The 26,527-nt window shown below is 36.2% G+C and carries 24 protein-coding genes; 13 read left to right on the top strand and 11 right to left on the bottom strand.

Going from position 1 to position 26,527, the window contains the following annotated elements; translation table 11 throughout:
• Positions 1-169: 169 nt before the first annotated feature.
• From FN817_RS18505 to FN817_RS18495, 3 genes are all read left to right on the top strand, one after another.
• The gene (locus FN817_RS18505) at positions 170-3,058 is read left to right on the top strand and encodes a SusC/RagA family TonB-linked outer membrane protein (RefSeq protein ID WP_142719217.1); all 2,889 of its coding nucleotides are present in this window, start codon (positions 170-172) and stop codon (positions 3,056-3,058) included.
• Positions 3,059-3,083: 25 nt separating this feature from the next.
• On the top strand, positions 3,084-4,592 hold the full coding sequence (locus FN817_RS18500) for a RagB/SusD family nutrient uptake outer membrane protein (RefSeq protein WP_142719216.1): 1,509 nt from the start codon (positions 3,084-3,086) through the stop codon (positions 4,590-4,592).
• A 122-nt stretch (positions 4,593-4,714) separates the two neighbouring features.
• Entirely contained in the window at positions 4,715-6,541 is a 1,827-nt protein-coding gene (locus tag FN817_RS18495; protein ID WP_142719215.1) for an alkaline phosphatase, read from the top strand.
• 144 nt (positions 6,542-6,685) lie between these two features.
• Here the strand turns inward: FN817_RS18495 and FN817_RS18490 are convergent, their stop codons facing one another.
• The 5 genes from FN817_RS18490 to FN817_RS18470 all read right to left on the bottom strand — a co-directional run bounded on the left by FN817_RS18490 (position 6,686) and on the right by FN817_RS18470 (position 11,797).
• Positions 6,686-7,669, bottom strand: coding sequence for a phosphatidylinositol-specific phospholipase C (locus FN817_RS18490; protein WP_228451598.1), 984 nt, complete (start codon positions 7,667-7,669; stop codon positions 6,686-6,688).
• Between the two features lie 345 nt (positions 7,670-8,014).
• Complete coding sequence (locus FN817_RS18485; RefSeq protein WP_228451597.1) at positions 8,015-8,695, bottom strand: hypothetical protein; 681 nt, start codon at positions 8,693-8,695, stop codon at positions 8,015-8,017.
• 74 nt (positions 8,696-8,769) lie between these two features.
• Positions 8,770-9,990, bottom strand: coding sequence for a 3-phosphoshikimate 1-carboxyvinyltransferase (locus tag FN817_RS18480; RefSeq protein WP_142719212.1), 1,221 nt, complete (start codon positions 9,988-9,990; stop codon positions 8,770-8,772).
• A 71-nt stretch (positions 9,991-10,061) separates the two neighbouring features.
• Positions 10,062-10,388, bottom strand: a complete 327-nt coding sequence (locus FN817_RS18475; RefSeq protein WP_142719211.1) for a nucleotide pyrophosphohydrolase — start codon at positions 10,386-10,388, stop codon at positions 10,062-10,064.
• Positions 10,388-11,797 (bottom strand): hypothetical protein, encoded by a 1,410-nt coding sequence (locus tag FN817_RS18470; protein ID WP_142719210.1) that lies wholly within the window; start codon positions 11,795-11,797, stop codon positions 10,388-10,390. The genes FN817_RS18475 and FN817_RS18470 overlap by 1 nt, the downstream gene beginning before the upstream one ends.
• Before the next feature lie 183 nt (positions 11,798-11,980).
• Here FN817_RS18470 and FN817_RS18465 point away from each other — a divergent pair, with 183 nt between their 5' ends.
• Both FN817_RS18465 and FN817_RS18460 read left to right on the top strand, forming a co-directional pair.
• Positions 11,981-12,232: a type B 50S ribosomal protein L31 gene (locus FN817_RS18465; RefSeq protein WP_027375398.1), complete on the top strand. Its 252-nt coding sequence runs from the start codon at positions 11,981-11,983 to the stop codon at positions 12,230-12,232.
• A gap of 104 nt (positions 12,233-12,336) precedes the next feature.
• Positions 12,337-13,497, top strand: a complete 1,161-nt coding sequence (locus FN817_RS18460) for a GlmU family protein (RefSeq protein ID WP_142719232.1) — start codon at positions 12,337-12,339, stop codon at positions 13,495-13,497.
• Positions 13,498-13,534: 37 nt separating this feature from the next.
• Here the strand turns inward: FN817_RS18460 and FN817_RS18455 are convergent, their stop codons facing one another.
• From FN817_RS18455 to FN817_RS18445, 3 genes are read right to left on the bottom strand one after another with little or no spacing between them, the layout of a single operon-like run.
• Positions 13,535-14,680 carry a hypothetical protein gene (locus FN817_RS18455; protein ID WP_142719209.1) on the bottom strand — a complete coding sequence of 382 codons (1,146 nt, stop codon included), beginning with the start codon at positions 14,678-14,680 and terminating at the stop codon, positions 13,535-13,537.
• Positions 14,681-14,717: 37 nt separating this feature from the next.
• Positions 14,718-15,281 (bottom strand): DUF6705 family protein, encoded by a 564-nt coding sequence (locus FN817_RS18450; RefSeq protein ID WP_142719208.1) that lies wholly within the window; start codon positions 15,279-15,281, stop codon positions 14,718-14,720.
• A 12-nt stretch (positions 15,282-15,293) separates the two neighbouring features.
• The gene (locus FN817_RS18445; protein ID WP_142719207.1) at positions 15,294-16,631 is read right to left on the bottom strand and encodes a hypothetical protein; all 1,338 of its coding nucleotides are present in this window, start codon (positions 16,629-16,631) and stop codon (positions 15,294-15,296) included.
• 154 nt (positions 16,632-16,785) lie between these two features.
• On the opposite strand from FN817_RS18445, the gene FN817_RS18440 reads away from it, so the two are divergent.
• The 8 genes from FN817_RS18440 to FN817_RS18405 all read left to right on the top strand — a co-directional run bounded on the left by FN817_RS18440 (position 16,786) and on the right by FN817_RS18405 (position 24,798).
• The gene (locus FN817_RS18440; RefSeq protein ID WP_142719206.1) at positions 16,786-17,136 is read left to right on the top strand and encodes a helix-turn-helix domain-containing protein; all 351 of its coding nucleotides are present in this window, start codon (positions 16,786-16,788) and stop codon (positions 17,134-17,136) included.
• 85 nt (positions 17,137-17,221) lie between these two features.
• Complete coding sequence (locus tag FN817_RS18435; RefSeq protein ID WP_124536645.1) at positions 17,222-17,731, top strand: RNA polymerase sigma factor; 510 nt, start codon at positions 17,222-17,224, stop codon at positions 17,729-17,731.
• Positions 17,706-18,383, top strand: coding sequence for a hypothetical protein (locus FN817_RS18430; RefSeq protein WP_142719205.1), 678 nt, complete (start codon positions 17,706-17,708; stop codon positions 18,381-18,383). Before FN817_RS18435 ends, FN817_RS18430 begins: the two co-directional genes overlap by 26 nt.
• 16 nt (positions 18,384-18,399) lie before the next feature.
• The gene (locus FN817_RS18425) at positions 18,400-19,686 is read left to right on the top strand and encodes a DUF4252 domain-containing protein (RefSeq protein ID WP_047425186.1); all 1,287 of its coding nucleotides are present in this window, start codon (positions 18,400-18,402) and stop codon (positions 19,684-19,686) included.
• Positions 19,687-19,696: 10 nt separating this feature from the next.
• Positions 19,697-20,200 carry a DUF4252 domain-containing protein gene (locus FN817_RS18420; RefSeq protein WP_142719204.1) on the top strand — a complete coding sequence of 168 codons (504 nt, stop codon included), beginning with the start codon at positions 19,697-19,699 and terminating at the stop codon, positions 20,198-20,200.
• A gap of 27 nt (positions 20,201-20,227) precedes the next feature.
• Positions 20,228-20,932 (top strand): hypothetical protein, encoded by a 705-nt coding sequence (locus FN817_RS18415; RefSeq protein ID WP_142719203.1) that lies wholly within the window; start codon positions 20,228-20,230, stop codon positions 20,930-20,932.
• Between the two features lie 189 nt (positions 20,933-21,121).
• Positions 21,122-22,582 (top strand): IMP dehydrogenase, encoded by a 1,461-nt coding sequence (gene guaB / locus FN817_RS18410; RefSeq protein ID WP_047424940.1) that lies wholly within the window; start codon positions 21,122-21,124, stop codon positions 22,580-22,582.
• A gap of 347 nt (positions 22,583-22,929) precedes the next feature.
• Positions 22,930-24,798 carry a GEVED domain-containing protein gene (locus FN817_RS18405; RefSeq protein WP_142719202.1) on the top strand — a complete coding sequence of 623 codons (1,869 nt, stop codon included), beginning with the start codon at positions 22,930-22,932 and terminating at the stop codon, positions 24,796-24,798.
• Between the two features lie 54 nt (positions 24,799-24,852).
• On the opposite strand, the gene FN817_RS18400 is transcribed toward FN817_RS18405, so the two are convergent.
• The 3 genes from FN817_RS18400 to FN817_RS18390 all read right to left on the bottom strand — a co-directional run bounded on the left by FN817_RS18400 (position 24,853) and on the right by FN817_RS18390 (position 26,439).
• A complete protein-coding gene (locus FN817_RS18400; protein ID WP_142719201.1) occupies positions 24,853-25,050 on the bottom strand; it encodes a KTSC domain-containing protein in 198 nt (65 codons plus the stop codon).
• Positions 25,051-25,147: 97 nt separating this feature from the next.
• On the bottom strand, positions 25,148-25,840 hold the full coding sequence (locus tag FN817_RS18395; RefSeq protein WP_142719200.1) for a T9SS type A sorting domain-containing protein: 693 nt from the start codon (positions 25,838-25,840) through the stop codon (positions 25,148-25,150).
• Positions 25,841-25,845: 5 nt separating this feature from the next.
• Positions 25,846-26,439: a phage tail protein gene (locus tag FN817_RS18390; RefSeq protein ID WP_142719199.1), complete on the bottom strand. Its 594-nt coding sequence runs from the start codon at positions 26,437-26,439 to the stop codon at positions 25,846-25,848.
• Positions 26,440-26,527 lie beyond the last annotated feature (88 nt).

The following is a 26,527-nucleotide window of genomic DNA, read 5'->3' as shown; positions in this document are numbered from 1 at the left end:
GGAATGATTACTTTTAATGATGTATGTGTTTGTAATACAGTTGTTTAATTTATTCATGTGGTAGATGGTGTTTAAAAAAAGCTAAAATTTCTTAATAAAAACATAAGAAAACCTTAATGAGGCATGGGAGCCGACTGATCTAATTTTGCACCTAATCAAAAAGGAGATCATGAATGTATTTAAAATCCCTGTATCCGTAACTTATTTAACGGGAAGGGTATTACTTATTGGTGCAATATCAGCTTCACCGATGTTCCTCGCACAGAAAAAAGACAGCTTAAAAGAAAAATCCATCGACGAGATTGTTGTTGTAGGATACGGAACACAGAAAAAAAGTAAAGTTTCCGGCGCTGTTTCGGAGGCTTCGCTGGATAAGCTTACTTCCAGATCATTGTCTGGTGTAGGAGAAGTTCTTCAGGGTAAAGCTCCCGGGGTAACTGTAGTGAATGAAGGTGGAGATCCTAACGGCTCACCTAAAGTAAATATTCGTGGTCTGGGAGGAATCAATGGAGAAACTCCTTTGTATGTAGTAGACGGAGTAGTTTTCAATGGAACACCTTCTATTAATCCAAATGATATCCAGGATATTTCTGTGCTTAAAGATGCTTCTGCAGCTATTTATGGAGCAAGATCTTCCGGAGGGGTTATCCTGATCACCACTAAAAAGGGAAAAAAAGGAAATCTTACGGTAGACTTTGATGTGAAATATGGGGTGAACCAGGCATGGAGATTAAAAGAATCTCTGAATGCAGCGGAGTTCCAGGATGTGATGTACAAGGCCTATGAAAATGCCGGGAAACTTGGAAGCTTACCAATAGCTTTTAACCCTAATCAATATCCTGACGGAAGAATTACCAGAACAGACTGGATGAAAGAAATTTTCAGAACAGGAACGATCCAGGAATACAATGTAAACTTAAGCGGAGGAAGTGAAAAATCCAGATATTTTGTGGGAATGAACCATAGAAACCTGGAAGGAATCTTACTGAATACACAGGCAAAACGATACAACTTCAGAGTCAATTCTGAACATAAAGTAAAAGACTGGCTGACGATTGGAGAAAATATGTACTATAACTACTCTGATGGAAATACAGCAGATACAAAAAGTGGGTATACAGGAGCTTTAGTAGCTGCGATGTATTATCCGCCAAATGTTCCGGTATATACACCAAGCGGTGCTTTTTCCGGATTACCAATTGATGTGGCGGGAGGTTACGGAGATATGATTAATCCGGTGGCTTACCTGAAAAGGATCAGCATCAGAAATCCTACTCATGAGATCCTGATCAATCCCTATGCGGAGATTACGCTGGCAAAAGATTTAAAATTCCGTTCCAACTTCTCACAGACTTTTAAACTGGGTGATGTAAAAAACTTCACCTACAGAGTATTGGAAGTCGGGAAGATTTTTGATACCAATAATTTAGAATACCAGTCCAACAATTCATCTACAGCCCTTGCAGAGCAGTTGCTTACCTATAAAATTGCGGCCGGAAAACATAATTTTGATTTCCTGGGTGGGTTTACTTTCCAGAAGACCATTGATGATGGTTTCGTAGCAAAAGCCTATGATTTCAGAAGTGAGGCTGAGGTTTTCCAGCACCTTCAGAATGCTGCAGATACCAATAAAGATGTTTCCAGCTACCGATACAAGCAGTCTTTGGTTTCCTATCTTGCGAGAGTAAATTATGACTATGCCGGGAAATACATTGTAAGTGTATTGGGAAGACGTGATGGTTCTTCACTGGTAGCAAAACAGAACAGATTTGCAAATTATTATGCAGTGTCCGGTGCGTGGGTAGTTTCTAAGGAAAACTTTATGCAGGATATTTCATGGCTTTCAAGTCTGAAACTGAGAGGAAGCTATGGTATTCTGGGTAACCTTGGAGGAATTTCTCCACAAGCTGTTAACCCATTAATGACCAGAGATAATAATGTGATTTTCGGACAGGATCCTTCTCAGAATATTGCTTATTACGCTACCACACGTCCAAACCCGGATCTGAAGTGGGGGAAATCTGAACAGACTAACTTTGGGGTAGATGCTTCGTTCCTTCACAACAGCCTTTCCTTACAGTTTGATTATTTCGTAAAGAATTCCAAAGATCAGATCTTCAATGTAAGCTTACCAAGTACAGCAACGTATAATAATCAGTATGTAAATGCAGGATTATTCCAGGATAAAGGGTATGAATTGGGTATCAATTATAACAAAGTAGTTTCCGGTGATTTTACTTTCTCAGTGGGAGCTACCATGAGTCAACTAAAGAATACGGTGAAGCAGCTTGCTAATGTAGATGAGATCTTTATCAACGATAATGGAGTAAGAGGCGTATTGAAACCAACCCGTGTAAAAGTAGGTGATCCTCTGTATTCTTTCTATGGATACAAGACCGGAGGGATTTTCCAGACTCAGGAAGAGATCAACAATTATAAAGATGCCAACGGAAATCTTATCCAGCCGAATGCAAAACCCGGTGATATCAAATTCCTGAAAAAAGAAGGAAACACAGGAGTGCTTAATAATAATGATTTTGTCAATCTTGGAAGTCCATATCCTAAGTTCTCTTACGGATTCTCTTACAATATGACATGGAAAAACTTTGATCTGAACTTATTCTTCCAGGGAGTATACGGAAATAAAATATTCAACGGGATGAAGTTTATTTCTTTAAATCCAGGTGGGACAGGGCAGAACTACAACATGGATAAAGATATCCTGAATGCATGGACGCCTCAGAATACAAACACTGATATTCCAAGACTGGTACACGGAGACCCAAGCGGTAATTATTCTAAAGTATCGGATTTCTATGTGGAAGACGGGTCTTATTTAAGACTGAAGAACCTTACCATCGGATATTCATTACCGAAAGAATTGTACAGCAAGCTGGATGTGAATAAGGTGAGAATCTATATGACTTCCAATAACCTGTTTACGATAACGAAATATACAGGATTTGATCCTGAAGTGGGGATGAATTCTTATGGTGTAGATACCGGAAGATATCCTCAGGCACGCTCATTCATCTTTGGGGTGGAGATCGGTTTATAATTTTTAACTAACAAAAAAGTAAAAAATGAAATTTTTCAATAAAATATTTTTAGTATCAGGAATATCTGTAATGCTTTTATCATGTACAGGAGAGCTGGATGTTCAACCGGAAGGAACACCTACTGAAGCCAGTTTCTGGAAAACAGAAAATGATCTGGTTACCGGAGCTAACGCGATGTATAAACCTTTGTTTGATGGTGAATTTTACGGAAGAGGCCTGTTTTGGTTTATCAATGCCAGTGATGATATGGTTACCGGAAGGGCAAAAAGTGAAGCGGATAACGCAAAAAACTTCAGCAGCAATTACATTGCGGCAGGAGATCTTGAAACTCAATGGAACAAAAGATATAATGTAATTGGAGTCGCCAACCGTGTGATCCGCAATGTTGATAATATCCAGACTTCACAAGCCATTAAAAATAAATATCTGGGAGAAGCTTTGTTCATGAGCAGCAGAATGTATTTTGAACTTTCTTATTCTTACGGAAATGAAAAAGCAGGAGTTCCGATTATCGACCGTTCAAAAGATCCGGATCCAAACCCGATTCCAAGAGCAGCCAACGTAATGGAAAATTACACTTACATCGTGAATGACCTGAAAAGGGCGGCAGAATTATTACCTACTCAGGCAGAACTTCCTGCAAAAGATTACGGAAGACCACATAAAGCTGCAGCATGGGCACTTTTGGCAAAAGTATACCTGTTTATGAAAGACTGGAAGAATGCAGAGTTCTGGGCTAATGAAGTGATGACAAAAGGAAACAGGGCCTTGCTTGGAAATTTTGCTGATGTCTTCAAAGCAGAAAATAACTACAGCTCAGAATATATCTGGTCTATTCCCGGAACTCCTAAGTTTACAGCTTGGGGAAGTATTCTTCCGGGAGTAATGCTTGAAAATAAAGGATGGGGAGAATATAACGGTTGGGGATATTTCCAGCCGACAAAAGAACTTTATGACGAATATGAAACAGGAGATCTTAGAAGAAGTGCTTCCATCCTGAAAATAGGGGATAAATTTACCTTTAATGGAAAGGAAAGAATCTATGCTTCCAGTAATTCTCTTACCGGATACCAGTTCAATAAATATATGGATGCCTTCAAATATCAGCTGAACAGCGGTCACGTGAGTGCCAATGGAGATTATCCGTGTACAGACCTTGCCGTTCCGATCATGCGTTATGCTGAGGTAATCCTTATCAAAGCAGAAGCTTCACTGATGCAGGGGAAATCTGCAGACCAGGAAATCAATATGATCAGAGTACGTGCAGGTTTATCTCCGAAAAACGGATGTACAATGTCCGATCTGAAGCATGAAAGACGTTGTGAACTGGCAGGGGAGTGGGCAGACAGACACAGAGACCTTGTACGTTGGGGAGATGCGCAGGCAGCTTATGCGAAGCCTCTTCATGGTATTAACGGGCAGGTAGTCTGGGCAGCAAGAAACTTTAATCCGGCTGTACATAATGTTTGGGCAGTTCCGCAGGCTGAAATCGTAAACAGTCATGGAATCATTAAACAAAATGAAGGCTGGTAATTTTTAATCTTTTATATATAAGCCACTATATCATTGCAGAAGCTTCTGTGATGATATAGTTTTTTCAAAGGTATAGGGATAGGACATCTTATTTACCCTATAAAAATAACAATGGTATACGAATGAAACTATCAAAAATTTTGGCTGTATTAGCCCTGGCTGTTTTTTCTGAAAATCAGGCTCAGAATTATTTAAACTACAATGTTGGCAATGCACATTCACATAATGATTATATGCAGGAGATCCCTTTTTGGCAGGCATATTATGCCAACTTTGGTTCCATAGAAGCTGATGTCTTTCTTGTAAAAGGTAATCTCTGGGTGGCGCATACCGAAAAAGAGCTTTCTGCAGACAGAACGCTGGAAAATCTTTATCTTGATAATATTTCAAAACAGATTAAACTGAATAAGGGAAATATCTATCCGGATGCCAGTAAGAAGCTTCAGCTGCTGATTGATATTAAGCAGGATTATAAAACATCGTTGGCTGCTTTGGTGACTACATTAAAAAAATATCCTGAGATCACGGAAAATTCAGGAATTAAAATTGTGATTACCGGAGGACGGCCTCAGCCGGCAGACTTTAAAAATTATCCAAACTATCTTTACTTTGATGGAGATCTTGACAAAAATTATTCTGCAGACCAGTTAAAAAGGATAGGAATGTTCAGTGCAGACCTTCCCGGATTGGTAAAATGGAATGGAAAAGGAATTCCAAGAGACGAAGAAACGGAAAAAATTAAAACTGCTGTTGAAAAAGCACATTCCCAGCAAAAGCCAATGCGTTTTTACGGAGCTCCGGATTTCCCAAATGCATGGGTGAATCTTATGGATATAGGAGTGGATTATATCAATACCGACCATATTCCTGATCTTAAAAAATTCATGAACGCTATTCCGAAGAATTTTTATAAAAATACAAAAGAATACAGCACTTATACACCGACTTATGCATCAGATGGAGTAAGTAAAAAAGTAAAGAATGTTATCCTTCTTATACCAGACGGAACTTCTCTGCCACAATACTATGCGGCCTTTACAGCCAACAAAGGGAAACTGAATGTTTTCAACATGAAATCTACAGGACTTTCCAAAACCAATTCATCCAATGCCTATATTACAGATTCCGCACCGGGTTCTACAGCATTTGCGACAGGAGTGAAAACTAAAAATACTTTTGTAGGGGTTGACAATATGGGAAAAGCGCTCGCACAAATTCCTGATATTATCGCTGAGAAAGGAATGGTCTCCGGATTGATTTCTACGGGTGATGTTACAGATGCAACGCCTGCTGATTTCTATGCACACTCAGACAACAGAAACAGTTCCGAACCTATTCTGAAAGATTTTATTACTTCAAAAACGAAAATTCTGATCGGAGGTCCTACAAGTGGATTGTCCCAGGAAAATATACAGAAATTTAAAGATGCGAAAATTGATCTCTATCAGGATCTGAAATCAGTCAATACAATAAAGAACCGTACTTTGGTGATTGATCCTCTGGCTTCACAAAGAATAACCAACGGAAGAGGAAACTGGCTTTCTGATGCATTTGATCTCACCTTAAATGATTTAAAGAATAATAAAAACGGATTTTTTATGATGATAGAAGCGTCTCAGACTGATGGAGGAGGTCATAGCAACAATATTGAGCAGCTGGTTACAGAATTATTGGATTTTGATTATGTGGTGGGTAAGGCAATGAAATTTGCTGATGAAAATAAAGAAACTCTGGTAATCGTGGTGGGAGATCATGAAACAGGAGGTCTTACCCTATTGGACGGAAGTCTGAAGGATGGCTGGATATTTGGAAACTTCAGCACCAATGACCATACCTCTATTCTGTCAAGTGTTTTTGCTTATGGCCCGAATTCTAAAGAGTTCACTGGATTGTTTGAAAATACGGAGATTTTTAACAAAATAATGGCAGCCTACGGAATTCAGAAATAACTTTTGATTTTTAATACTTTTTTTACTTTTACAAAGAGAGACTGTTTCGTTTTTGAGGCAGTCTTTTCTGTAGAATCCTGATAGAAAATAAAAAAGGCCGCCTCAAATAGAGACCGCCTTTGAGTATATCTAACAAATAATGATTTAGAAATTGGTTTTCACAATTAATTCAGACAGTTCTGCATTCACAAAATCAATCGGCATTACTCCATATGAACCCTGAGTATTCGCCTGGAAGAATGTTTTAAGCCTTGGATTAATATTGTTGGACACCGTAGGAATACTTGGGATCCCGAAGATTCCTGGTTTATAACCGCTGGTGAAGTTCACGAAAAGTTTACCATTCGTATCATTTTTGGCTTCATTAAGCAGACTGGAAATTCCATTCCACTTGTCATCATTGTTTGTAACCTTATAATAATCCTGAACTTTCAACTGTACACCGGAATTATTGATATCAAACGTCGTATTATCTGCCCACGGAGAAGCATTGATTCCTTTGGTTGTTCCCGAAGAAAATCTTCTCAATAATTTGATCTTTCCTCTTACAGAACCTAAGGTAGGAATATTAGCTCCAAGATCCCATTTAGAAGGATTTTTCTGTACATAAGAGTCAAAGGTCTGTTCAAAACTTCTGGTGGTGTTGGAAGCATCGTATTCTTCTTTTACAGACATGATTATCGTTTCAGAAGGATTGCTTTGGAGAAATGCATAACATGCATTTAATACATCATCAAAATTCATATTCTGATAAATAGAACCATGATGAATGGCAAAAGCATTGTCAATATGCCTGCAGCGAATATCAAGAAATCGTACACCGGCATTCAGTTGTTCTGCAATGCTGAGGTCCTGCGTTTTAGCTGTACCTGATACCACAGGGGCATCTACACGTGCTCCGGAATCATGAGTGCCAGGAATGGAGATTTTTGAAATTGAAATATTATCCTGAAGACCAGACATCCAATTATTCATGGCAATAGGTAATAATGAAGCCCTATTACTTGTTTTTGCTAAAGAAGCCATAGGGTTTTCATTAGAATCTCTTTCCATCATGCTGTCATTGGCACACGAAAAGAAGATTGACGCAGTAACAACACCAAGAGTGATGGCTGTAAAGCGTTTCATGTTTTGTTTGAACATAGTTTTTTTATTTTTTAATGCAGCTTAAAAATAAGAATATATCAAAACATGAGGAGTTAATTTAACTTTAAGAGATGATTAAGTTGATATAAAGTCGGGGAGTTGAATGATGGAAGCTGGAAGAAAGAAGACCGGTTTTTATTAACACAACGTTTATTTTGGTTCCGGAAATAGAAAGGAAGCAAAGATGAAATCAATGAAATTGATTCTTTCTAAGCCGATGTATAAATCAAGCTTCGTCAACGACATAGGTCGGCCTCTTTGCATATTTTAATATTGCGGCAGTATTGTTTTTACTTTGTGTTTAAAATTAAGCGGAAGATTTCCATCTTAAAACACAAAATCCTCCTTCAAGCCGGGAAGCCTGAACTTGTGGTCTCCGATAAAGAAATCATTCATTTTAATAAGAGCAGGGAATTTATGAGTAAACTCTTTGTGTGAGTTTTCGGGTACTTTGGTGTCATCATCACAGGATGAATATTCTCTGTCAACAATCACCTGGCCTGTAGAAAAATTGATTTCATTCGTGAAACTGAAATCACAGGTGTCTTCAAAATGATCGTACAAACCTATCAGATAAAAATCTCCGTTCTGAAATCTGAAGGTATGTTTATATTGCTGGGTATGCCTTGAATTGGTAAAAAACTGCTGTTCAATAATAAGACAATTATTTTTTATATCGATTGTAAGAGTATTGTCAGAAGGATAAAATCCGAATTCGCTTGAAAAAAGGATGTCAGAATTTTCTTTCCATATTTTCAGACCACTGTTTTCCTTTTTCAGAATATAGAAAACCCTTTTATAGTCACTTGTACCTTCCGGTTTTTGGTTGTCTGATACTTTTATATTCGTATTAAATACCAGGACAGTTTCATCTTTTCCATCTTTGTCAAGATCGCCTTTGGCTTCTGCAATCTGGGTATAACCTTTCGGAACCAAAAAATTTTTCAGCTTCTGAGCAGATAAGTTCGTCACAGATAAGAATATCAAAAAGTGAAAGACAGATTTCATGATTATCAGTATAATTAAAAATGTGGTAATCCGAAAAAATAATCATCTTCAAATTACCACATTTATAGTTTTTATTAATGAGTCAGTATGCTCTCAAGATCTTTCCAGAACATTGGATAAGACTTTTCCACTACATCTTCATCTTCAATATTGAGTTCTCCGATCAGACAAAATGGTGCAAAACTCATGGCCATTCTGTGATCCTGGTAGGTCTTAATAGAAATATGGTCTTGTGGCTCTCCAAAACTGATTGATTTAATCGTCAGATCTGTAATTTCTGTTTCAGTACCTAGTTTTTGCAGTTCATTATATAAAGCAAGAAGTCTGTCGGTTTCCTTTACTCTTAAAGTTCCCAATCCTGAAATATCGAAAGGTATTTTTAAGGCGGCTGCCGTTACACAAAGCGTCTGTGCAATATCAGGACAGTCATTCATATCCAGAACAATTTTTTCAGGAAAAGAAAAATCTGGCTGAGGTTCCAGTGTTAGTTGATGCTCATCTTTAGAGAATGTTGTTTTAATCCCGAAGAACTTCTCATAGATGTTGGCAATTGCAGAATCTCCCTGTGTTGATTCCTTGTAAAAACTTTTCAGATGAATGGTTTCTCTTCCCAACGCGCAGATAGAGTAGAAGTAAGAAGCCGAACTCCAGTCGCTTTCCACTTCATACTGTACTATTTCATTATTGTCAGGAGTGAAAGGCTCTACTTTGATGGTATTTCCTTCAAAACTGCTTTGAATGCCAAATTTTGTCAGAATATCAAGGGTCATTTCAATATAAGATCTTGAAGTCACTTCTCCCACAAGATTAATCTCTAATCCGTTTTCAAGTTTTCCTGCAACAAGAAGCAGAGAGGTGATAAACTGGCTTGAAATATTAGCCGGAACATTCACGGAAGTCTGAGTGATCTTTTTTCCTGTAATTTTTAAAGGGGGGAAACCTTCGTTCTCCATATATTCAATTTCTACTCCAAGATCCCTCAAAGCACTTACCAGATTTTTGATAGGCCTTTCTTTCATTCTCCCCGAACCGGTAAGAATAGTGGTCTTACCCTCTTGAATAGAATAATAAGAAGTAAGAAAACGCATGGCAGTTCCTGCATGATGAATGTCTACCACTTCGGTATCCTCAGATAACGCTTTTTTTAGCAATTGAGTATCCTGAGAATTGGATAGATTTCCGATTTTTATATTGCTGAACAGGCTTTCCAGAATCAATAAACGATTCGAAATACTTTTCGAACCGCTGATCTGTACTGTTTTTCCTCCTGATAATTTTGATTTTTCTAGCTTCATTATGATCTACATTATCTTAAAAAAATAATGAGTTACAAATTTAGGTATTATTCATAACTCATCATTTATAATTATTTCAATTTTTCGTTGTTCTGATGCCGGTCTTTATCCCGGTCCGTCTTGATTTTCATTTTTCGGTCAAAAGCATCCTGCAGGTTCACTCCGGTCTGATTGGCCAGACATAACGTTACAAAAAGTACATCTGCCAGCTCTTCACCAAGGTCTTTCGTTTTATCGCTTTCCTTTTCGCTTTGTTCACCATATCTTCTGGCAATGATTCTTGCCACTTCACCTACTTCTTCTGTCAGCATTGCCATGTTGGTAAGTTCATTAAAGTATCTTACCCCAATGGTTTTGATCCATTCATCTACCTGCTTCTGTAACTCAGTAATTTCCATTATTGATAAGCTCCAAGCGTTGGGTTTGTAGTTCTGGATACACCGACAATATCGGAAGGTACTGTTGCTGCAACAGCTGCATTTCCTTTTCCAAGGGCTGGAGAACCAGGCTTTACTCTTAAATTCATTTTAGCCATAAAATAATTGACAAACTGTGGATCGGTATTCTTTGTTGTTTGTATCACATTCGGATTGTTGTCAAAAGTGAAGCCGGATCCTGTTGCACTCGTATATTTGATTAATGAATTTTGAAGTAAGAATTCAAACTGCTGCCCTGGAGTCTGTTCAAAATGAACAGCATCATCCCTGTCAGAATATACAATACTGTTTTTAATATCAAGCAGCTGTAAAGCGCCCTGTTCTGATTGTCCTGCATCATTCTTCCATTCATTGGCTGCAAAAATTCCGCTTCTGTCAAAAGAGCTCATTGTTCTGGAGTAGTTGGCAATCGTAGCGTGAGTATAGCTGTGTTTTCCTCCTCTGAAAATACCTACACATGATAAACCACAATTGTTCATCACAAGATTATTGGCATTCACAGTAGAACCTACAGCGTAAATTCCATATTCAAAGAAAGTATGGATGAATGAATTGGTGATGGTAGCATTCGTTTGTCTCATATCAAGACCTCTTGTTCCTCCGAAAAGTCTTGCATGGTTCATCTTAAGTGTAGAATTCGCTTCCATTTTAATAGAATTCCAGTTTTTAGGAATCGTATCATAATAAGTATCATTCCTGTCTCCACGAAGAATAACCTGGTCAGCCTGCGTTCCGTTGATATTTAAAACCGCTCCGGAAGAAACTTTCATTCCGCTGTTTTTGTGGAAGTATACCTTAGTTCCAGGATTAATATCCAACGTTACACTTGGATTGATGGTAAGGTTTCCGTAGATGATCTTTGCCTTATTGTTATTCCATGTTGTGGAATTGGTAATTATATTCGGGTTGCCGGGAGTCTGAATAAAAAATTCAGCATCCTGAACTACAGAAAATAAAGTGACATGCTGTTGTCCGGTTGGGCTGGTAAAAAGAACTTTGTCCTCAGCAATCGCTTCTGGTCCGGTAGCTTCCGGGGCAATTTCAACAAAAATATAAAGACTGTCTTTCTTTCTTAAAGGAACATTTTTAAAATCGTATCCAGGTTTTCCGTCTACATTGATTCTATATAATGAAGCGGCGCCTTTTTCAAGATTCACCCTTGGGATCATGATATCCTTATCTTCATTATTATATACTTTTACTACATAGGTTTCTGAACGTACCTGATGATATACCGTGTCACAGAATACCGTATCCCTTGAGAAACTTAGCTGCTGGGTAGGGCTGTCAAACGTAATATCATCCTTATTACATGATACTGCTACAAGTAACATCCAGAAGGAAAAAGCCAGTAATAATTTGAATTTCATTGAAATTAAAGTTTAAGTAAGTTCCAAATTTAACGAAAATACTTTAAATTTCTTACCAATAAAAAAAAATGAATTCAGTATTTGGAATTTTAAAAAAATGTTGTATTTTTGCAACCTAAAATTTAGCAGAGAAATATCCATTACTATTTCGAAAGCAAACTTAATTTTTTTAAAAATAGTATTATGAAAAACGGAATCCACCCAGAAAATTATAGACTTGTTGTTTTCAAAGATATGAGTAACGACGAGGTGTTTCTTTGCAAGTCTACTGCAGAAACAAAAGACACTATCGAGTTTGAAGGACAAGAATATCCATTAATCAAAATGGAAATCTCTTCAACTTCTCACCCTTTCTACACTGGTAAAGTAAAACTAGTTGACACTGCAGGTAGAGTTGATAAGTTCATGAACAAATACAAAAAATTCGCTAAGTAATTTTTGTACACTTAAAATATTAAAGTCTTCCAATTTTTGGGAGACTTTTTTTATTGTAAATTTGTTAACCTTGAATTTTAAACTTTAAACTTAAAAACTGAATGATGCAGATAGTATTTTCAGACGCACAATATTGGGAAGACTTTCTTCCGCTTACTTTTACCCGCCCGGTTGCTGCAATGCGATGCGGAATTCTTACATTCTCCGAAAGATGGCAGAAAATCCTGGAAAACACAGAGATTTCCTACTTCACGGAAACATATCTTCAGGATAAATTTAAAAATCCGGAGGAAAAAGAAAGTCTTTTTTTAGTTCCGAATTTCCTCCCTACAGAAACTGTAATTCAACAGATTAAAGACCTTAAGCAGGGAGAAGCATTGGTTTATGAAGACGAATTGATTGCGGCTAAAATCAATATGAAAGGCTTTTCTCTGAACCAGATTGAAAAAATGACGGATATTAAAGAGAATCTTATTTTCTTTAAAAGACCAAAAGATCTGTTTACCTATAATCATCATGCTATTGATTTCGATTTTGATTTGCTGACTAAAGGAAGAACTTCGCAGGAATTATCTTCAACCAATGGATTTTTAGGAGATAAAAAAGATCTCTTTATTGAAGAAGGAGCTTATATTGAATTCTCCACAATCAATACAAAAACAGGTAAGATTTATATCGGTAAAAACACAGAGGTCATGGAAGGCTGTCATCTTCGCGGACCAATAGCGCTTTGTGATGATTCCAAATTTAATCTTGGGGCTAAGATCTACGGGGCAACTACGGTAGGACCGCATTGTAAAGTAGGAGGTGAAGTCAACAATATTATTATATTCGGATACTCGAGTAAAGGACACGAAGGCTTTGTAGGAAACTCTGTGATTGGAGAATGGTGTAATTTCGGAGCTGATACCAATTCTTCGAATATGAAGAACAACTATGGAAACGTAAAATTCTGGAACTACAGAACCAAAGCTTTTGAAGATACAGGATTGCAGTTTGCAGGATTAATCATGGGAGATCATTCCAAAACAGCAATCAATACCCAATTGAATACAGGAACGGTAATTGGTGTTGCTTCCAATATCTTCAAACCTGGTTTTCCACCCAATCTTGTGGAAAACTTCTCATGGGGCGGATTGAAAGATGATGAAAGGTTCAAACTTGATAAAGTATATGAAGTGGCAGAAAGAGCCATGGCGAGGAGAAAAGTTTCTTTAACAGAAGAGGATAAAGCAATCTTGAAACATATTTTTGATACGTATTAAAAATATAAAATCCCCTCAGAATTTCTGAGGGGTAGTTTTAGTAATATTCGATTTTTCTGACCCATTTATATAAATCTTTTCCATCTATATTCTTAATAACTTCTGTCCAGTTTTTTTGCTTATCAAACCTATATTTGAAAATAATTACTGTTGGTTCATTTTTTTTATCTCTCTCATCTAAATAAAATATTTTACTTATATAATTATCTTTATATTCAAATCGGATATCATACCAAATACTATTATTGTAGTGTGCTGTTGTTCTTTCTAATTTTTGATCTTTGGTATAAGTATAAGTAATAAACGAGGGTTTTTCATAATTACCATCTTTTTCTTCTGTGATTATTTTACCGTTTCCAAGTATAGTATAATAATGGTACTTTCCGTCTTTAATTTCAGCTCTCTGTATTAGATTTCCAGATTTATCATATTCGTATTTCATATGCTTGCTTAAAAATATTTTTTTGTTTTCATAATCAAGTTTATGATCGAAAGATTTTTCTTCAATTACCCTATACTGATTATCATAAATTTTTACACGATTTAGTTTCTTATGATAAATAGAGTCTTTAACCTCAGTATAAGAACGCTCACCTACCTTTTTCCAAATATCATTTGTTATTGTAAAAATACTGTCTGTTCTTGTTAGAGTATCAAATTTAGTTATATACAGAGGCTTAAAACTTTCAAGATTGCTTATGTATTTTTCCATAGGCTTATCCTTAGTTCTGTAGTAAGCTTCTTTAAAGTTTGGAGTTTTATTGTTTCCATTAAAAAAGTAATGAAAAGATGATTCTGAATATTTGTTTTTCCTTTTTTCTGCAATTAATCTATTAAGGCTATCAAACGTATAATCATAATCATCAACAATTTCTCCTGATTTGTAATACCACGTTTCTTTTGTTATATTCCGGTTTTTATCATAGTAAGTTTCATTATTTATATATCGGCAGAAATCTGTTTCAAACCATGTCTCCCGCATTCTGCTTCTTAGGTTTTTGGGTGTCATGATTACAGCATGTCCATATTCATCATCACCCTTCATAAAGGTAAATGGACCAGAATTATTTAGAAAAACTACGTATTCTTTTACGAATTTTGGTTTCCCTAAAATTGAATCTTTTATAACCTGAGCGTTAAACCAAGTAGATAAAAAGATTAAAATAAATAGTATTCGTTTCATATTTCATCATTTGAAAAAGCCTCCGAAGAGGCTTTGTTTATTGTTTTGTTAATACAATATCTTTCGGAAAATTAATAGGAAAATCTCCATACTGATCTACATAGGCGTTATGTTGACAATTAGGATCTATAATACTTGGAAGATATTCAAAATGTAAAGTCATTTGACTTCCTGTGAAACTTGTAATATCCAAAGTTGCAGTTTTTTTACACATGTTTCTAGGAGAGAAATATAATCGTTTTATATTTCCGTTTTTTAAATTAAACCCAATTCCCCAAAACTCTGTTCCCTCACTTCCGAAATTAGAAATTCTATCAATTTCTACAGTCCCGTTTGAAGCTATAATTTTTCGTTCTCCCAATATCCTGTCCTTGTAATATGGATGAGTTCCATCACTATAATCCTTAATTTTTTTTAACTCTAAGTACACTGTCTTTCCATTCCATGTTCCTTTCCATAAACCAACATATTTATCAAGTTCACCATCTAAGTCTTTGTAGTAGGCTCCATTCGGAACATCTTCTTTATAGTTTAAAGGATAAATTTGTGCATTACATGAGATTGTAATAAATACTAGTAATATTAATAATGCTTGTTTCATAATTATAATTTTTTAATTCGGACAATCAGTTTCCTGACGTGTTCCATTTACTAAAGTTAATGATGAATTTCCACTAGTTGTGGTTTTATAAAGTTGCAGCCCCTCCATCTTCATTTTATCATTCATAAATTTAAGGAATTCTGTTTCTAACTTTTCCATATTATAACTTGCATCTCCACTTACATTTCCTATAGTAACTGCTTTATTTAGATTTTCTATATAATCCTTATTCAATTTATCTAATTCTTGAATTGTATAATTAGGTAAAGGGATTGTAGATGTTCCATCAAAATTAAAAGAATAATTTCCATTACTTGTTACTAGGGTGAATGTAAGATTATTTAATGGTATCTTAGGCATGTTTTTAGGTACTGAGTTCCAATTCTGTGCCCAAACAATCCATTGGTTAAAGAAGATGATGTCACCTGGTGAAAACATTGGATACAATTCGTCATAATGTGAATGCATTAATGTTATTGTATTTGAGAAGGCTTTGAGATCCACTTGTTGTGTTCCAGGCTTATTTTGTAATAATTGATTTTGTAAAGATCCATCAGAATTAGTTCCTATCCTATAACCACTTTCATAGCTGTCAGTAGTTTTTCCTTCGAGGGAAGTTATATTATTTTTAAACGTAATATTAGAAGTTTGTGTTTTTAGCTTATCACAGGGATTTTGTTGATCAGGTGGGTTATTATTAGTTCCGCCTCCTATTGGATAATTATATCCACCGCCGCCGCCTTCTAGACACTCTCCATTAGGCCCTACAATACCTAGGCAAGCTTCCGCTTGTGAAAATGTACAGTTGGTGACGTGATAAGTTCCCCAATGTCCTGATCCGCTCGAAGGATCGGGATTAGACTCATTATCAGGATACCATATAGAATAGACCTTTGTAGTACAAACCAGCTTGCTGGCCTCATCACTCACTTTTGTGTCTATTACTCTTTTTAGTTTAGAAGAAAACAGATTTTGAAAGAAAGAAATATCATCATCTGAAGACGTATAAATAAAATACACTTTATCCTGATGTCTCGGAACCTGTAATACAGATACCACTTTCCCGTTCTCTACTACAGGTACCATCAGAAAGCTTTCATCATACTGGTCCACAGTAGTAGCATAGTTCCAGTAAGGAGTGCCATTACTTTTTTTGATCTTAAATTCATTATCCTCATAGATTTTCATGACATTCATGATATACTTTTCATCTTCTTTCCATAAGCTCTTATTGGTGTATTCTTTAGAAGCCGGATCTGAGGAAGCTAATGTTTCATCATGAATACAGGAATGGAACAGGGTAAAGAGAACCATCGGCAGGAAAAGCCGAAAGATTAAATTTTTCTTCATAAGCATTTGTTTTTTAGGTATTAAATATATACTTTTTTTATAACTCTACAAATGTGTGAATAATAAACTGAAACAATACAGTAGAAAAATACTGGTTTCCGTATTATTTTTCTAAAAGAAAAAATATGTAATTTTGATAAAAATACATTGTGCTATGACTCTAGGAGAAAAACTGAAAAAAGCGAGAATCAATAAGAACTTTATCCAGGAGTATCTTGCGGAAGCATTGAATGTTTCCCAGAAAACCTATTCCAATTTTGAAAATGATAAAAGTAAACCCGCTTTTTCTCAGGTGGAGGATATTGCAAAAGTGTTAGAGGCAAGCGTTCTGGATTTTTTGAGTGGAGATAGTATAACTGTCAATCAAAATAATAATGAAGTTGCAATAGCTCAGAATTATGCAACCATCAATGCCTCTGAAAAACTAATAGACCAATACGAACAAAGGCTTAAAGACAAGGATGCGGAGATCGCATTTCTCAAGCAGCTTCTCGGTAAAAAATAAAAACTTCAATTTTTTTTGAAGTTTTTTTATTTTTGATGTAATAGATCTGTAACGGCAATTGTCTTACCTATAAGAAACAAAACTCATGACCCAAGAAACTTTCAAGAATACGGTGTTTATTCTCAAAGACGAGATGTATCGTTTTGCGAAACGGTTTGTCATGAGCAGTGATGAAGCAGAAGATGTAGTACAGGATCTCATGATGAAGTTTTGGCAGAAGAGGGATGAGCTTGAGCAGTTCGGGAATTTTAAATCCTATGCACTGAAGTCTGTCCGGAACGAATGCCTGAACAGATTGAAGCATCACGATGTAAAGATCGGCTTTGCGGATATGCAGCTTCATCGGTCGGAGCTTTATAGTATGGAAGTTGATAACCTTAAGGAACATATTATAGGATTTATCAATCAGCTCCCCGAAAAACAGAAGATGGTCATCCACTTGAAAGATGTAGAAGAGTATGATGTTTCCGAAATTTCTGAAATGTTGGAAATGGAGGAAAATGCAGTAAGGGTAAACCTGATGCGTGCGAGACAAAAAGTAAAAGAACAAATCTCACAACTGATGAGCTATGAAAAAAGATCAATTACAAGATAAATATAACGAAATCTTCCAGGATATTAAGGAAGAAAAAATGGACTGGAGTTTTGAAGACTTTCTTCAGACTGCAGAAGGTGCGGAACCTGAACAGAATACAGCACCTGTTATTCCATTGGAAGAAAAGAAGAAACCCTCCTTTCCTAAATGGTTCTGGATGGCCGCCAGTGTAATGCTGGTCTTAAGCATCGGATTCTTCCTGAATAACAGTAATAAGGATGCGCAGGACAAAGAAAAGCTGGTAAAAGATGAAATCTTAAAGCAGAAATCCGGATTCATTGAAGAAAACAGTGATCACCAGGAACAGGTTGCTGTAAATCACACAGATTCCATTTCCGGAGTGAAAAAAGATTCTGTTTTTCAGGACAACCAGGTGGCAGAAAAAGATGTAATGGATGAAATTCTGCCAAAAAGAGGAAGACTTAAAAAGGAAACAAGACCCAGATATGTAAGCAATGCCTCAAACAATAAAAATTTAAGTGATTCTGCATCTTCGTACAATGACTCTTATGTTATTGTAAACGGCAAAAGAATCAGCAGTGAAAAAGAAGCCATAGATGTTGCCAAATATTCCTTTATGAAATTAGGAAACGAGTTTAAAAAAACAGTAGCATCTTCTCAAAAAAATGAAAATCTTGACAGCGAATACTAAAAATCAGAACAATCCCATGAAAAAAATATTTTTTATAATAGCCGTAATGCTAAGCAGCTTTGCAACTTATTCTGCACAGACTGAGAAATTAGACAAGCTTTTTCAGGATTTTGAAAAAAAGGGAAGAGTAACCTCTATCAATATTAAAAAACCGATGTTCAAGCTACTGAATACCATTGATGTTGACGATGCTTACGTCGGAAAAATAAAACCGATTCTGAACGATGTGGATGGGCTTAAAATTTTGATTATCCCTAAAATTACCTTCCCGGATCGTTTAAAAGATGAGAATCTTGCCAATATAAAAATGAATGAAGATAAAACGGCGAGAATAAATGATGCATTGAAATCTTTAAACTTCAATGAGCTGATGTCTATGAGCAGCGATGGAACTTCTATGAAATTCCTGGCTGAAGATGAGAAAGATAACTATCTTGAAAATCTTGTTTTCAACGTTGATTCCAAAGAAGAGAATATTATTTTTATTCTTAATGGAAAAATGAAGTTATCTGATGTGAATAAGATCATTAATTCCGGTGAAACAACCACTTCTTCTGTGACAACTTCCGTAAGAAATGACCTCACTTCGGGCAATACATCATCTTACCTGAACGGAGATAACAGAAACGTGGGTGAATTCTCAAAAATAGATGCCAGTGTAGGAGTAAATGTTACCTACAAACAGGAAAATACAAGAAGTGTAAAAGTAATTGCAGATGCAGATAAGCTTCAGTATGTGATTACAAAAGTAGAAAACGGAGTTTTAAAGATCTATGTTGACAATAAAGGTGTTCGAAACCTGAGATTTAAAAATCTTAATGTCAATGTTTCAGCTCCCAGCATTAGTGCTATAAAAACATCGTCAGGAAGTGTCTTTACAGCAGTGAATCCTGTTACAGAAAGCAGCCTTGCAATTGAAGCAGAATCTGGTTCTATTATTAAAGGAACATTCAATGTAAAAGAGTCTGCAGCAGTAGAAGTAAGCTCAGGTTCAGTAATAGATATTGATATTAAAACACCAAAGCTGGCATTAGATACTTCCAGCGGAGCAAGTATTAGCTTATCAGGAGAGGCGGCCTCTGCCGTAATTGATATCAGCAGCGGAGCGTCTTGTAAAGCTGATGATCTTAAGATCGCAACAGCAGTAGTAGAATCTACCTCAGGAGCAAGTCTTTCTTTACTGGTTACAGAGAAGCTGAAAGTGAGTGTTTCATCAGGAGCGGCAGTAAAGTTGAGAGGAAACCCTGAACTGGATGCCAAAGTAGATAAAGTTTCGGGAGGAAGCTTCAGACAAATCAAATAAAAACTAAACTATGAAGACTCTTAAAAACATTTTCCTTACTGTTCTGACAATAGGCATGCTTCAGTCGTGTGTCGTTTCAGAAAAACCGAACATCGATTTTTTCCAGAACTCAAAATATGATTTCCAGGGAGCTCAGTTTGCAAGTATCAATGTACCGATGGTTCTGGCTAAATCTTATATTAAGAAAGCCCTGAGAGAAGAAGGAGAAAGTGAAGAGACCATAGATCTTGTAAAGAAAGCTTCTAAAATAAAAGTGCTTACCGTAACAAACGGAAGCAGCGAAATGCTGAACGACTACGTACAGTTTTTAAGTAATAACCATTACGAAGAGTGGGCAAGCATAAAACATGATGGAGATGATATCAATATACGTGTAAAGCAGGATGGGGAGATCATTAAAAATATGCTGATCACGGTAGGTTCTAAGAAAAATGATATCGTGTTTGTAGACGTTAAAGGAAACTTTACCGCTAATGATATCTCAAAAATGATTAATTCTGTTTCCGATAAATAAAGCTGTATAACCTCAAACATTCACAGCATGGAAAAACTAATAAGAGAAGTTCGTATCCTTAAAATCTATGCCGTTGTACTTACCATACTGTGTGCTATGTTTTTCTTTCTCGCATTCAAAAACTCATCTTCCAACGAACGTTTTAAGGAAATAGATGTAGAACGTATCAATATCATTGAGAAGGACGGAACTTTAAAAATGGTAATCAGTAACAAAGAACGCCAGCACCCTGGTTTGGTAAATCATAAAGAATTGAAACCCCGTGAAAGAGAGGCAGGACTTATTTTCTTCAATTCTATGGGAGATGAGTGCGGAGGCCTTGTATATGATGGCAATGAAAAAGAATCCGGAATGGTGTATTCTGTTGATCAGAGAAATACAGATCAGATCATGCAGCTTCAGTATTTTGAAGGATCAGGAAAAGATAAAAACAGGGTATACGGCTTAAAACTCTGGGATCGTCCTGATGATTTTCCGCTGGAAGAAATCATTAAGTTTGAAGATTCTCTGAAAAAATTAAATGATCCGAGTGCAAGTAAAAAAGCCTATGCAAAACTCAGAGAAGAAGGAAAGCTTACCAATGAACGCTTCTTTGCCGGTAAAACAGCCAGTGGTGATGTAGGGATATTTATCCGGGATACAAAAGGGAAAGTAAGATTAAAAGTATACATCGATAAAAATAATCAGACCCATATTGATAAATTAGATGAAAATGGAAACCCGGTAAAATAGACCTGTTAACAGCCATCTTGATTAGACTTAACAAGTAGTTTCTACATATTCAATTATTTTGTACCGTAACCGTTCTGATAAAAGAGCGGTTTTTTCGATTTAAGTTATTGATTATTAAATTTTATTTAAACTATTAAAAAGGATTTTCATATCTCACTAAAATAACCTAATTTTGCAAAGAAAGTAAAGATGTCTATTCATAACAAAATTGTAGAGACAGCCATCACTTTCGATGACGTTCTTCTAGTCCCTTCTTATTCAGAAGTTTTACCTAACCAGGTTTCATTAAAATCAAGACTTACCGACAAAATCACGCTGAATGTTCCGATAGTTTCCGCTGCGATGGACACTGTTACCGAAGCTGATCTCGCTATTGCTTTAGCAAGAGTTGGAGGATTAGGTTTTATTCACAAAAACATGACAATCGCTGAGCAGGCAGCTCAGGTAAACCGTGTAAAGCGTTCCGAAAACGGAATGATCTCAGATCCGGTAACTTTATCTAAAGATCATACTTTAGGTGAAGCTAGAGATCTTATGTCAAGATATAAGATTTCCGGTCTTCCGGTGGTAGATCCTAATAATGTTCTGATTGGAATTATCACCAACAGAGATGTAAAATATCAGGAAAACCTTGATATGAAAGTTGAGGAGATCATGACCAAAGAAAATCTGATCACTTCAGACAAAGATACCAACCTTGAAAAGGCAAAAGAAATCCTTCTTAAAAACAGAGTTGAAAAACTTCCGATTGTAGATAAAGATAATAAACTTGTAGGATTAATTACCATCAAGGATATTGATAATCAGTTGGAATATCCAAATGCTAATAAAGACCAGAACGGCCGTCTTATCGTAGGAGCCGGAGTAGGAGTAGGAGAAGATACCTTGGCGAGAATTGAGGCTTTGGTACAGGCAGGAGTTGATATCGTAGCAATCGATTCAGCACATGGTCATTCTAAAGGAGTTTTAGACAAAATTTCAGAAATCAGAAAAGCATATCCGAACCTTGATGTTGTAGGCGGAAATATTGTAACTGCAGAAGCTGCTAAAGACCTTATTGAAGCTGGAGCTAACGTACTTAAAGTGGGAGTAGGACCGGGTTCTATCTGTACAACAAGAGTAGTTGCAGGAGTGGGAGTTCCTCAGTTATCTGCGATTTACAACGTTTACGAATATGCTAAATCACAAAATGTAACGGTAATTGCTGATGGTGGAATCAAACTTTCAGGAGATATCGTTAAAGCGATTGCAAGTGGAGCAGGAGCAGTAATGCTGGGTTCACTTTTAGCGGGTACAGATGAAGCTCCGGGTGAAGAAATTATTTTCCAGGGAAGAAAATTCAAGTCTTACCAGGGTATGGGAAGCCTTTCAGCAATGAAGAGAGGTGGTAAAGAGAGATATTTCCAAAGTGAAGCTAAAAAATTCGTTCCGGAAGGAATTGAAGGGAGAGTTCCACATAAAGGAAAACTGGAAGATGTAATTTTCCAGTTAACAGGAGGCCTAAGAGCTGGTATGGGATACTGTGGTTCTAAGGATATTGAAACCCTTCAAAAAGATTCTAAACTGGTAATGATTACAGGAAGCGGATTGAAAGAATCTCATCCGCATGATGTAATTATCACACAGGAAGCTCCGAATTATTCTTTATAAAATCACTATTGAATTTATATATTAAAAACCGCACAATTTGTGCGGTTTTTTTATTTTGTAATTTTACTTTAATATTTGAATATCAGTGTGTTGATTTTGTATTTTGATTTTTTAAATTATATATTTCTCTTTATTTTGTATATTTTTTTAAGGAAAGTTTAAATAAAGTAATAGTAGTTTGAAGTGATGTTAATTTTATTTTGGTTTAAAAATGTAACAATAATGAACTTTTTTCTACTAACTGAAGTGAAATTTAAAATTTTACATTGGTTTTGATGATAAATATTGTTGATTGATATGTGAAATTAATGAATTTTCAACTTGTTTAATTTTTTTAAATTATTGTAATGAAGAAAACTATCCTTTGTGGGGCATTGTTACTTTCCCTTTCAATCTCAGCACAGCAAAAAAAAGAATGGTGTGACTTTGATAATGAACAGAGAGTACACCAGAAACAGAATGCGGAAATTGATGAAATGGTTCGCAATATGCGTAACAAAATTATTAGCAGTAATCAAAATACAACTGCTAAAGGTGGAAGTGCATACAAAATTGTAAATGGAGTTTATGAAATTCCTGTTGTAGTACACGTAATAGCACCTACAGGAGCTGCTATTGGTACCGCTTACAATAAGAGTGATGCACAAATTCAGGCGTGGCTGGATCATTGTAATCAAATGTATGCAGGTACTTATCAATGGGCTCAGGGAATTCCTGCAGATTTTGGTACTGCAGCTACAATGCCGATTAAGTTGGTATTGGCCAAAAGAGACCCAAATTGTAATGCTACTACAGGAATTGTTCGATATAATGGTGGTACTCTTCCAGGATATGATGCCAATGGGGTAAACCGTAGTGGTACATCTGGTGTTACTACAGCACAGGTTAAAACAATTGCTCCGCACTGGCCAGAAGCTTCTTACTTTAATATTTATATTATGAACAAAGTAGATGGAGGCGGAACTTATGGTATTATGGGATGGGCCGGATTGCCTCAAAATTCTGATGATAACTACGAATCCTTTATGAAATCTTTTGTAGTTACTTTACAGGATGATATTACTTTGGCGCACGAATTTGGACATAGTATGGGATTACTTCATACATTTGGTAATGCTAACGCTCAACCGCCACAAGGTACTACTTCTACTACCTACTGCCCGGCGATGACTTATAATGATTGTAATAAAGATGATGATCAGGTATGTGATACAGAAAGATCAAGAAGCTTACTGAATGATCCTGCACCTACTAACAATGATATGAATTATTGTACAGGAGCAAACTATCAGGGAGTACAGTATAACATGATGAATTATACCAATCCAATAGCATTTAAGTTTACCAATGGACAGCATGACAGGGCTGCTCTTTACTTCTTTTTAATGAGAGGATCTTTGAGTTCTTCATTAGGAGGAACAGCTCCATCTACTGCTGCTGCGATTGGAACGCCTATTGCTGCAACATGTAATCCCGCAGGCATTACTACAGCAGATGATTATTTTGTAGGACCAACTCTCGTAAAACTGGGAAGTATTAATAATGCAACTACTGGATATTGGCATAATAATGCTAGTTTTTATGAAGACTATACAGGAGCAAGCTGCCTGAAAGCTACATCAACTGAACTTTCATCAACGGGAACACATAACCTTCAGGTAAATGTTTCAGGTTCAAATAATGAAATAAGAGTTTGGATTGACTATAATAATAATGGAACGTTTGAAGCTTCTGAACTTGTAGCTTCTGCTGATAATATTATAGCAGATCCAGCTACAGAAATAGGTACTTACAATACTACTATTACGGCTCCTGCTTCAGTGGTACTTAACACTCCGCTAAGAATGAGAGTTCTTGTAGATGATGAAAATCCTAACATGACTCCTTGCGGACAATTAATGTACGGACAGGTTGAAGACTATACTGTGAAATTTGTTACGAACTTAGGGACAAGCGAAGTGAAAGCAGATAATGGTGATTTAACTGTTTATCCTAACCCGGTTGCAACCGGGGATAAGATCTTCATTAAAGCTAAAAATGGTAAAAACCTGAAAGTTTCTATTTCTGATATGGCAGGAAGATTGGTAGCAAGCCCTTCTGCAACTGAAGAAGGAAATGGTATTTTCAAAGTAGACCAGCAGCTAGGAAAAGGAGTATATATGATTCAGGTTTCTAATGGAAAAGAATCTAAAACTTCAAAATTGATCATCAAATAAATTGATTCAATTTTAATATATTATAAATGTCTCCATTTCGATGGAGACATTTTTTTATTCAATTTTACGGTATTTAAATTTAGGCTTGATCACTTTATTTAAAAATTGCCCTTTGGATCTTGCCTCCTTAAACTTTTCAATAATGTCAGGTGGTACTTTAAGATAATCATAAACCGCTCCTGACTGATATATAATTCTTAATATTTCAGTATCTGGGAAATAGATGAAATGATGTACAACACTTGAAGGCATGTTAGACGTTCATACAAAAAATGTTCCTTGTCAGGAAAGAATAGAAGCTCCCGGAAATTCCGAAAGCTTCAAAGATCTGTTTTTTTTAAAGAGCAGATTATTTTTTTACAAATTTAAATTGATGAGTTTGAAAATTCCGGGTATTTATTTTTAATATATAACCACCTGGAACAAGTTGTGAGACATCAATCTTTGAATCAAACATTTCAGATTTTATAAGACGTCCATCCATATTGTAAATTTGAATAGATAACCCGTCCTCAATGCCGGAAATACGAATAAAATCTGTTACAGGATTAGGGAAGATCTGGATTTTATTTTTAGAAAGATCTGAAATTCCCAATGTTGTGGTCTGTACATCACCTGTCATGGTAGAATTTACCGCGGTAAGGTTTCCGCCGCATTGCCCGTTTGTCATTGTGGTATTTTCAACCCAGGTTCCAATACTATTACCTGGAGGTATCGGAACAGAATTATTTCCTGTTGAATTATAATAAATCAGATAGGGAGTGGTAAAAGTTCCGTTTCCTTCATCACCAAGAAATTCCCATCTGGTAAGGGTATTATTCCATTGGATTTTAAATTCACAGGTACCCAATCCACTACAATCCTGTCCACCATCAATAGGAGTAGTCATATAGATGTTCTTACTAAAAGCATCTACTCCTGTTTTGTTAAAAACATAAGTATTAGGCGGGCTACTAAACAGATTAGGACATCCACTAAAAGTTATTGTCTGCGTAAAAGCTGAGCTTCCCATAGCAAGACATAATACGTAAAGAATTTTCATAACTATTAATTTTGTGATGGAAAGACTCCTGCCAATGCAATGATGCATTTCAGGGTAATAAAAGGAGGTCTGTTTTCATGAGGTTGATTTCCTCCTGTATTTCCTACCATTGTGCTTTTCATCGTAGTATTAGCAGCTGCATCGGAATATTCTTTGTCAAGAACTTTTGTGTCCGCCGGAAGGCTGTTGGTAGGTGAGTTTTGATTTCCTTCCGCTGTTACTGCATTTATTGTGTGATTATGGGCTGGCATCTGTGTTATCAGTAATGTTACACTTTCAGCTCCGCCGGTTTCTCCCATAGTATAGTTCGTTGCCCCTCCCGGAGCTTGTCCGTTATGAACAAGTACTCTTCCTCTCATATCAGGTAAGGCAAATGTAGTGGTTCCGTTTCCTCCGTAAGTGGTTCCTAGCAATGAAAAAAGTGCTTGATTTTGAGCGATAGGCAGGATCTGCCCATTACATTCTGCCCAGTATTTTGGAGCAAAATTATAAGGTACAAAGGCTATTTGCCCTAAAAAAGGTTCTGATGCCTGAGCTTTTAAGGCAGGAGCAAATGCACTGCAGATTAGCAGTGTACATGCAAAAATTAAGTTTTTCATGATAGCAAGAATTTTAAGTAGTATAAAATTAGAAAATATTTTACACAAAACACTTAATTAAAAGAAAAACCTTTCGTTATATAACGAA

The organism is Chryseobacterium rhizoplanae (assembly GCF_900182655.1).
In the GTDB taxonomy this organism is placed as follows: Bacteria; Bacteroidota; Bacteroidia; order Flavobacteriales; family Weeksellaceae; genus Chryseobacterium; species Chryseobacterium rhizoplanae.
The sequence above is the reverse complement of the archived record's forward strand: the minus strand, read 5'-3'. Positions and strand labels throughout refer to the sequence as shown.

Coding starts and splice junctions, on each gene's coding strand:
- FN817_RS18505 (WP_142719217.1), top strand. CDS start 170: ATGAATGTATTTAAAATCCCTGTATCCGTAACTTATTTAACGGGAAGG.
- FN817_RS18500 (WP_142719216.1), top strand. CDS start 3,084: ATGAAATTTTTCAATAAAATATTTTTAGTATCAGGAATATCTGTAATG.
- FN817_RS18495 (WP_142719215.1), top strand. CDS start 4,715: ATGAAACTATCAAAAATTTTGGCTGTATTAGCCCTGGCTGTTTTTTCT.
- FN817_RS18490 (WP_228451598.1), bottom strand. CDS start 7,669: ATGAAACGCTTTACAGCCATCACTCTTGGTGTTGTTACTGCGTCAATC.
- FN817_RS18485 (WP_228451597.1), bottom strand. CDS start 8,695: ATGAAATCTGTCTTTCACTTTTTGATATTCTTATCTGTGACGAACTTA.
- FN817_RS18480 (WP_142719212.1), bottom strand. CDS start 9,990: ATGAAGCTAGAAAAATCAAAATTATCAGGAGGAAAAACAGTACAGATC.
- FN817_RS18475 (WP_142719211.1), bottom strand. CDS start 10,388: ATGGAAATTACTGAGTTACAGAAGCAGGTAGATGAATGGATCAAAACC.
- FN817_RS18470 (WP_142719210.1), bottom strand. CDS start 11,797: ATGAAATTCAAATTATTACTGGCTTTTTCCTTCTGGATGTTACTTGTA.
- FN817_RS18465 (WP_027375398.1), top strand. CDS start 11,981: ATGAAAAACGGAATCCACCCAGAAAATTATAGACTTGTTGTTTTCAAA.
- FN817_RS18460 (WP_142719232.1), top strand. CDS start 12,337: ATGCAGATAGTATTTTCAGACGCACAATATTGGGAAGACTTTCTTCCG.
- FN817_RS18455 (WP_142719209.1), bottom strand. CDS start 14,680: ATGAAACGAATACTATTTATTTTAATCTTTTTATCTACTTGGTTTAAC.
- FN817_RS18450 (WP_142719208.1), bottom strand. CDS start 15,281: ATGAAACAAGCATTATTAATATTACTAGTATTTATTACAATCTCATGT.
- FN817_RS18445 (WP_142719207.1), bottom strand. CDS start 16,631: ATGAAGAAAAATTTAATCTTTCGGCTTTTCCTGCCGATGGTTCTCTTT.
- FN817_RS18440 (WP_142719206.1), top strand. CDS start 16,786: ATGACTCTAGGAGAAAAACTGAAAAAAGCGAGAATCAATAAGAACTTT.
- FN817_RS18435 (WP_124536645.1), top strand. CDS start 17,222: ATGACCCAAGAAACTTTCAAGAATACGGTGTTTATTCTCAAAGACGAG.
- FN817_RS18430 (WP_142719205.1), top strand. CDS start 17,706: ATGAAAAAAGATCAATTACAAGATAAATATAACGAAATCTTCCAGGAT.
- FN817_RS18425 (WP_047425186.1), top strand. CDS start 18,400: ATGAAAAAAATATTTTTTATAATAGCCGTAATGCTAAGCAGCTTTGCA.
- FN817_RS18420 (WP_142719204.1), top strand. CDS start 19,697: ATGAAGACTCTTAAAAACATTTTCCTTACTGTTCTGACAATAGGCATG.
- FN817_RS18415 (WP_142719203.1), top strand. CDS start 20,228: ATGGAAAAACTAATAAGAGAAGTTCGTATCCTTAAAATCTATGCCGTT.
- guaB (WP_047424940.1), top strand. CDS start 21,122: ATGTCTATTCATAACAAAATTGTAGAGACAGCCATCACTTTCGATGAC.
- FN817_RS18405 (WP_142719202.1), top strand. CDS start 22,930: ATGAAGAAAACTATCCTTTGTGGGGCATTGTTACTTTCCCTTTCAATC.
- FN817_RS18400 (WP_142719201.1), bottom strand. CDS start 25,050: ATGCCTTCAAGTGTTGTACATCATTTCATCTATTTCCCAGATACTGAA.
- FN817_RS18395 (WP_142719200.1), bottom strand. CDS start 25,840: ATGAAAATTCTTTACGTATTATGTCTTGCTATGGGAAGCTCAGCTTTT.
- FN817_RS18390 (WP_142719199.1), bottom strand. CDS start 26,439: ATGAAAAACTTAATTTTTGCATGTACACTGCTAATCTGCAGTGCATTT.